Source organism: Streptomyces sp. NRRL S-87, from assembly GCF_000719335.1.
Lineage (GTDB): Bacteria > Actinomycetota > Actinomycetes > Streptomycetales > Streptomycetaceae > Streptomyces.
In genome coordinates this window covers 1-6,708 of the sequence record NZ_JOGB01000110.1, presented here as the reverse complement: position 1 = coordinate 6,708, position 6,708 = coordinate 1, and the positions used below count along the sequence as shown (strand labels likewise).

At 74.2% G+C, this 6,708-nt stretch carries 7 protein-coding genes; 2 read left to right on the top strand and 5 right to left on the bottom strand.

Annotation, left to right across the window (positions count from 1 at the left end):
• Positions 1-361 precede the first annotated feature (361 nt).
• On the bottom strand, positions 362-1,306 hold the full coding sequence (locus IF43_RS0134935) for a LysR family transcriptional regulator (protein WP_030210730.1): 945 nt from the start codon (positions 1,304-1,306) through the stop codon (positions 362-364).
• A gap of 193 nt (positions 1,307-1,499) precedes the next feature.
• Between IF43_RS0134935 and snpA the strand changes: the two genes are divergently transcribed.
• Positions 1,500-2,168 carry a snapalysin gene (gene snpA, locus IF43_RS0134930; RefSeq protein ID WP_030210729.1) on the top strand — a complete coding sequence of 223 codons (669 nt, stop codon included), beginning with the start codon at positions 1,500-1,502 and terminating at the stop codon, positions 2,166-2,168.
• A 195-nt stretch (positions 2,169-2,363) separates the two neighbouring features.
• Here snpA and IF43_RS43315 read toward each other — a convergent pair whose 3' ends face one another.
• From IF43_RS43315 to IF43_RS0134910, 4 genes are all read right to left on the bottom strand, one after another.
• Positions 2,364-2,561, bottom strand: a complete 198-nt coding sequence (locus tag IF43_RS43315) for a hypothetical protein (RefSeq protein WP_037891395.1) — start codon at positions 2,559-2,561, stop codon at positions 2,364-2,366.
• 166 nt (positions 2,562-2,727) lie between these two features.
• Positions 2,728-3,330: a GNAT family N-acetyltransferase gene (locus tag IF43_RS0134920; protein WP_030210725.1), complete on the bottom strand. Its 603-nt coding sequence runs from the start codon at positions 3,328-3,330 to the stop codon at positions 2,728-2,730.
• A 150-nt stretch (positions 3,331-3,480) separates the two neighbouring features.
• Entirely contained in the window at positions 3,481-4,509 is a 1,029-nt protein-coding gene (locus tag IF43_RS0134915; protein WP_030210719.1) for a family 2 encapsulin nanocompartment cargo protein polyprenyl transferase, read from the bottom strand.
• 23 nt (positions 4,510-4,532) lie between these two features.
• The gene (locus IF43_RS0134910) at positions 4,533-5,939 is read right to left on the bottom strand and encodes a family 2B encapsulin nanocompartment shell protein (protein ID WP_030210716.1); all 1,407 of its coding nucleotides are present in this window, start codon (positions 5,937-5,939) and stop codon (positions 4,533-4,535) included.
• 206 nt (positions 5,940-6,145) lie between these two features.
• Here IF43_RS0134910 and IF43_RS0134905 point away from each other — a divergent pair, with 206 nt between their 5' ends.
• Positions 6,146-6,616 (top strand): Rrf2 family transcriptional regulator, encoded by a 471-nt coding sequence (locus IF43_RS0134905; RefSeq protein WP_030210715.1) that lies wholly within the window; start codon positions 6,146-6,148, stop codon positions 6,614-6,616.
• Positions 6,617-6,708 lie beyond the last annotated feature (92 nt).

The window sequence follows — 6,708 nt, the reverse complement described above, 5'->3', positions numbered from 1 at the left end:
TGGGTCCCGTGGTGTGTGGGGGAGGCGCTTGACAGGGGTGGCAGGCTGGCTCGGAGGCAGGCCCGGGCCGAGGGTGGCCGCAGGCCAGGGCGAAGCCCCGAAGCCCTCGGGGTGGGCCTGCCGCTGGGGGTCCCTCCCAGCGGTAGCTGGGGGAGGCCTGCAGGCCGCCCCTGTCAAGCGCCGAGGGGACCCACACACCACGGGACCCACCCCCCGCGAAGCCCCCACCCACCCCACGGCGGCAGCAGTCCGGACAGAACCACCCACGGTGGACCCGCACCATGCGGACGGCGGCGAACTCCCACCAGCCGGACAGCGGACCCCGCGCAGGGGCCCTCCCGCGGCCCGCGAAGCCCCCCGCCTACCCCGCCTGCCCCGCCCCCAGCAGCGGACTCCCCTGCCGCCGCAGCCAGGCCCGGTACGCCCCCACCCGCAGCGCCGCCTCGCGGTAGGAGGCCCGGAGGTCGGCGTAGACCTCCGCGTCGACCCCCGGCGCCGACGCCAACAGCAGCCGCACGCCCAGCGGATCCCCCTGGAGGGGCCGGATCGCCAGGTCCGGGCGCGGCCCGGACGTGGGCTGGCACGGCGCCACCGCCTCGCCCGTGGCGATCAGCGAGGCGGCCGAGTGGTAGTCCCCGTGCAGGTACGCCGGATCCAGCCCCGCATCCGTCAGGACCCGCCGCAGCCCGGCCCATTCACCGTCCACCGACGGGTCCACCATCCACCGGTCGCCCGCCAGGTCGGCGAGGTCGACCACCTCCTGCCGGGCCGCGGGATGGTCACGGGCCATGGAGACGAACTGCGGCTCCCGCTCGACCAGGACCCGGACCTCGACCCCCGCCGGCACCCGCAGCGGGCAGCCCTCCACCTCGTGGACGAAGGCCACGTCCAGTTGCCCCGCCGCGACCATCCTCAGCAAGGCGTTGGCCGAAACGTCGACCAGCAATGACGTCTCGGTGTCCGGAAGTCGCCACCGCAGCCGCCGGAGCCAGCCGGGGAGGGCGCGGCTGGCGGTGGAGCCGATCCGCAGCCGCGGGCCGAGCGCGGCGGCCCGCGCCTCGGCGACCAGGGAGGCCATCCCGTCCAGCAGCGGGCGGGCGTGGCCGAGGACCGTACGCCCGAGCGGCGTGGGGCGGCAGCCGGTGCGCTCGCGCAGGAACAGCTCACCGTCCAGGGCCCGTTCGATCCGACGCAGTTGGGTCGTCAAGGAAGGCTGGCTGACGCCGAGCTGACGGGCCGCCTTGTGCAGGCTGCCCGTCTCGGCGATCGCGCACAGGACGCGCAAGTGCCTGACCTCGAGCTCCATGCACCGAGCGTAAAGCGGTCCCCAAAGGCGCACCAGTCACTGACGAAGCACCACTTTCCGCCATTTTCAGCGGTGTTGGCGAGGGCGATACCTCCGCGTTATCGCCTGATGGCATCATCCGCCGGCCCCGGCGGCTCCCCCACACTCCGGTAGCGGAACGATCCACCCCCCACACCGGATCAGGAGCCGCACCATGCTTCGTCCCCGCACCGTCCTGGCGTCCGCCGTCGGCCTGGGCCTCGCCGCCGCCCTGGGCGCGGTCCCCGCCACCGCCGCAGCGGCACCCGCCCCGCAGGCCGGCCAGGCCACCACCGCCACCGCCTCCTACACGGCGTACGAGCGCTCGAAGGAGAACGCGGCCGCCAACCGGGCGTTCTTCCAGGCCGTCATGAAGTCGGTGGCCGCCCGCCGCGCCGCGCACCCCAGCGCCGCCGCCTCCGTCACGGTCTACTACAGCACCCGCAACGCCCCCAGCTTCCGCACCCAGATAGCCCGCAGCGCGCAGATCTGGAACAGCTCGGTCGCCAACGTGAAGCTCGCCGAGTCCAGCAGCGGCTACGACTTCGCCTACTACGAGGGCAACGACTCCCGGGGTTCGTACGCCAGCACCGACGGGCACGGCAGCGGCTACGTGTTCCTCGACTACCGCCAGAACCAGCAGTACAACTCCACCCGCGTGACCGCCCACGAGACCGGGCACGTCCTCGGGCTGCCCGACCACTACTCGGGTCCGTGCAGCGAGCTGATGTCGGGCGGCGGCCCGGGGACGTCCTGCACGAACGCGTACCCGAACGCGACCGAGCGCTCCCGCGTCGACCAGCTCTGGCGCTACGGCCTGGCCGCCACCGCCACGAAGGGCTGAACCGCCACCGCCACGAAGGGCTGAACCGGCTCGCAGCCCACCGGGCCGCACCGCCCGAAGCTCAGCCGCCCACCGGGCCGCACCGCCCCGACGGGATCAAGCCGGCCAGCCTCGGGCGCGACCAGCCCCTCGGGCGCGGCCAGCCCCCTCGGGCCCGACCGGCCCCGACCGGGGCCGGGCACCAACAGCGCGGGCTCAGCCCGCCCGGTGCCCGGCCCCGGCGCCGTGTCCGCCGCCGTGTCCGGGCTCGTAAGCGGAGCAGTCCGGGTTCCGGCACGGCCCCGGGCCCCACTCGGGCACGAACGCGCCGAGCGTCTTGTGCCGGTGGACCACCTCGTCGACGGGCTTGCCGCACACGGCGCAGTGGCGCGGCTGACCGGGCGCGTTCCGCAGGTGCGGCTCGCTCCCACCGGGCGACCCGCCGGACCCGCCGGACGACCCCCCGGACCCGCCGGACCCGCCCGGGCCGCCGGCCCCGACCTTCGTTTCCTCTCCGCCTGCCATAACCCCACCGTAGGCCCCGGGGGCCCCGAAAGCCCTCCCGACGGCCCCGGCAAGCTCACCCCCGCGGCTTGCGCCACATCGGCACCATCTCCGGCCCGGCGGGGAGCTGCACGCGCGTGCCGGTGGCCTCGAAGCCCAGCCGCTCGTACAGCGGCACGCTGCGCGGGCTGCTCGCCTCCAGGTACGCCGCCACGCCCTCCCGGTCGCAGCGCTCCAGCACCGGTCGGATCAGCTCGGTGCCCAGACCCTCGCCCTGGCGGGCGGGGTCGACGGCGATCATCAGCAGGTACTCGTGCTCCTCGTGCGTGGGGTGCAGCTCGTCCATCAGGCGGCCCACGATCTCGCACCGCTCGTTGTCGGGGTCGGCCGTCGCCCGCATGAGGGCCGGTACGTCGACCTCGTCCGCCGCCGGCTCGTGCTCGCCGGCCGGCACCCGCATCCACAGGGCGGCGGCCGAGCCGTCCGCGGCGTAGTCGATCCGCCCGTCGGCCAGGGTGACGTCGACGAACACCCCGAGGAACCTGCCGTGCACGGCACGCCGGTGCTCCGGGTCAGGGAAGACCCAGCTGCTCACCGGGTCGTTCTGGAAGGCCTCGTCCAGCAGCCCCGCCACCGCGTCCCGGTCCTCGGGTCCCGCCTGCCGTATCTCCAGCGCCACCGCTCGTCCGTCCTTCCGTCGTCGTACCGCTCGCCATCGATGCCCGGGCCGCTGCGGCGCCGGGTCAACGTGCGGGTCCGATCCTAGAGTTGGACGGCACGAGGGGCCCGCCCGCATGACCGGAAACGGTCAGTGGACGAGCCCCTCCCGTCAGCGCGTGCGCCGCGTCACGAACTCCGCCAGGGCCAGCAGTCCGCCCGCCGCCCCGAGGTCGGGGACGGCCCGCGAGAGCTGCTGCACGGCCCGGCCCATGCGGTCCGCGGCGTGCGCCTGCGCCCAGTCGCGGCCGCCCGCCCGCTCGACGGCCTCGGCGGCCAGTCGGACGTCCGCCCCCGTCATGGGCCCGGCGTACAGGCGCGCCAGGTCGGCGCCGGCCGGGGTGCCCGAGGTGAGGGCGGCCACCACGGGCAGCGACTTCTTGCGGGCGGCCAGGTCGGCGCCGGCGGGCTTGCCGGTGTGCTCCGGGTCGCCCCAGATGCCGATCAGGTCGTCGATGAGCTGGAACGCGAGCCCCGCCTCCCGCCCGAAGGCGTCCATGGCCTCGACCTCCTCCTCCCCCGCGCCCGCGTAGAGCGCGCCGAGGGCGCAGGAGCAGCCGAGCAGCGCCCCGGTCTTGGCGAGGGCCATGGTCAGGCACTCGTCGAGGTCGACGTCGGCCCGCTCCTCGAAGGCGCAGTCCGCCTGCTGGCCGGCGCACAGTTCGACGACGCAGGCCGCGAGCCGGGCGGAGGCCCTGGCGGCCGCCGGGTCGGGGTCCCGGGCGAGGCCGCGCAGGGCGTGCGCCAGCATGGCGTCCCCGGCCAGGAGGGCGTCCGGGAGCCCGAACACCGTCCAGGCCGTGGGGCGTCCGCGACGCCGGGAGTCCTCGTCGATGATGTCGTCGTGGAGCAGCGTGAAGTTGTGCACCAGCTCCACCGCGGCCGCCGGCCGGAGCGCGCCCTCGGCCCGGCCGCCCAGGGCCTCGGCCGCCGCCAGGACGAGCGCGGGCCGGATGGCCTTCCCCGCCCGGCCTGCGGCCGCGCTGCCGTCCGCGTGCACCCACCCGAAGTGGTACTGAGCGATGCGGCGCAGGGGACCGGGCAGCTGCTCCACGGTCCGCCGCAGTTCGGGGTCGACCGCTTCCCTCGTCCGCTCCAGCAGGGCCGCGGCCTCGTGCCCCTGGATCCCGGTGGTCGCCATGGCGTCCCCTCCGACCGCCGGGCTCAGCGCCAACGGCCGATCTCGACGTTCTCCAGCACACCGAGGGCGTCGGGCACCAGCACGGCGGCGGAGAAGTAGGCGGTGACGAGGTAGGAGATGATCGCCTGCTCGTTGATGCCCATGAAGCGGACCGAGAGGCTGGGCTCCAGCTCGTCGGGGATGCCGGGCTGGTGCAGGCCGACCACGCCCTGCTCGTCCTCGCCGGTGCGCAGGCACAGGATCGAGGTGGTGCGGGCGTCGCTGACGGGGATCTTGCTGCACGGGAAGATGGGCACCCCGCGCCAGGCCGGCACGTGGTGTCCGTCGACCTCGACCGGGGTGGGGTAGATGCCGCGCTTGTTGCACTCGCGGCCGAAGGCGGCGATGGCCTTGGGGTGGGCGAGGAACATCCTGGACCCGCGGCGCATGCTGAGCAACTGGTCCATGTCGTCGGGGCCGGGGACGCCGTCGTGCGGCTGGATCCGCTGGTCGTACTCCGCGTTGTGGAGCAGGCCGAAGTCGCGGTTGTTGACCATCTCGTGCTCTTGGCGCTCGCGCAGCGCCTCGACGGTCAGCCGCAGCTGCTGCTCGGTCTGGTTCATCGGCTGGTTGTAGAGGTCCGCGACGCGGGTGTGCACGCGCAGCACGGTCTGGGCGATGCTCAGCTCGTACTCGCGCGGGTGGGCGTCGTAGTCCACGAAGGTGCCGGGCAGCTCGGCCTCGCCGACGTGGCCCGCGGAGAGGTCGATGGCGGCCTCTCCGAACGTGTTGGTGCGCTGGGCGGGGAGGCTGCGCATGCGGGCGACGTGCCGGCCGAGGGACTCGACGCGGTCGGCGAGCAGCAGGAAGTCCTGGCGGGTCAGGACGAGCGCGGTGCCGGACGTGGCGGCCCGGGCCGTGTACTCCCAGATCGCCTCGCCGTCGGTGAGGCTCTGCTCGCCGAAGTACGAGCCGTCGGCGACGGTGCCGACGACGGCGTCGTCCCCGTACGGGCCGGGGCCGATCTGGTCGATGCGGCCGTGGGCGAGGAGGTAGACCTCCTCGGCGCGGCTGCCGAAGGAGGTGAGCTCCTCGCCGGCCTCGAAGTCGCGCTGGCGGCAGCGCTGGGCCAGCTCGGTGAGGACGTCGAGGTCGTCGTAGTCGCGCAGCAGCGGCAGTTCGCCAAGCTCCGCGGGGATCACCTGGACCCGGTCGCCGGTCTTGACGAACGTCACGCGGCCGTCGCCGACGGAGTAGCTCAGGCGCCGGTTGACCCGGTACGTGCCACCCTGCACCGGGACCCACGGGAGCTTCTTCAGGAGCCACCGGGAGGTGATCTCCTGCATCTGCGGCGCGGACTTGGTCGTGGTTGCCAAGTTCCGTGCCGCCGCGGTGCCGAGGCTGCGCTGCGGCTGGCCCTCGCGAGTTTCGGAACCTGCCTGGACCGACATCTCATTCCCCTTTGATCACGCGGACTGCGGCAGAAGCCTTTCAGCGCGATCGGTGGTGGGACCATTACACAAAAGGGTGGGACTACTCCGTGTGGGTGTGGGCAACCTGTGGGGTTCAGGTCGGCGCCGCCCGGCTCCCCCACGACCCGCGACTTCCGGCCAGACCTTAACTTGATTACTAGATGCAAGTTTTCTAGGGTGCGGACATGCGGCTGACGCGATTCACCGATCTGGCGCTGCGGGTCCTCATGCGCCTCGCGGTCGAACGGGACGACCTCCCCACCACCCGCGACGTGGCGGCGACCATGCAGGTCCCCTACACGCACACCGCCAAGGTGGTCGCGAGGCTGCAGCACCTCGGACTGGTCGAGGCCCGGCGCGGCCGCGGCGGCGGGCTCGCGCTCACCGCCGCCGGCCGGACCGCCTCGGTGGGCGGCGTCGTGCGCGAACTCGAGGGCGCGGGCGACGTCGTGGACTGCGAGGGCACGGAACCCTGCCCGCTGGCCTCCGCCTGCCGACTGCGCGGCGCGCTGCGCCGGGCCCAGGAGGCGTTCTTCGCCACCCTGGACCCGCTGACCGTCGAGGAACTCGTGACGGCCCCGACCGGCCCGCTGCTGATCGGCCTCACGGGAGGTACGGGCCGCCCACCGGCGGGACCACCGCCGCCCGGCCCGTGACGGGCCGGTAACCCACCCCAGCGCGGCCCCACCCGCGCCCGTCTCGCACGGATGTCCACCCCATCCATCCACCCACCCCCCAGCCACTCACC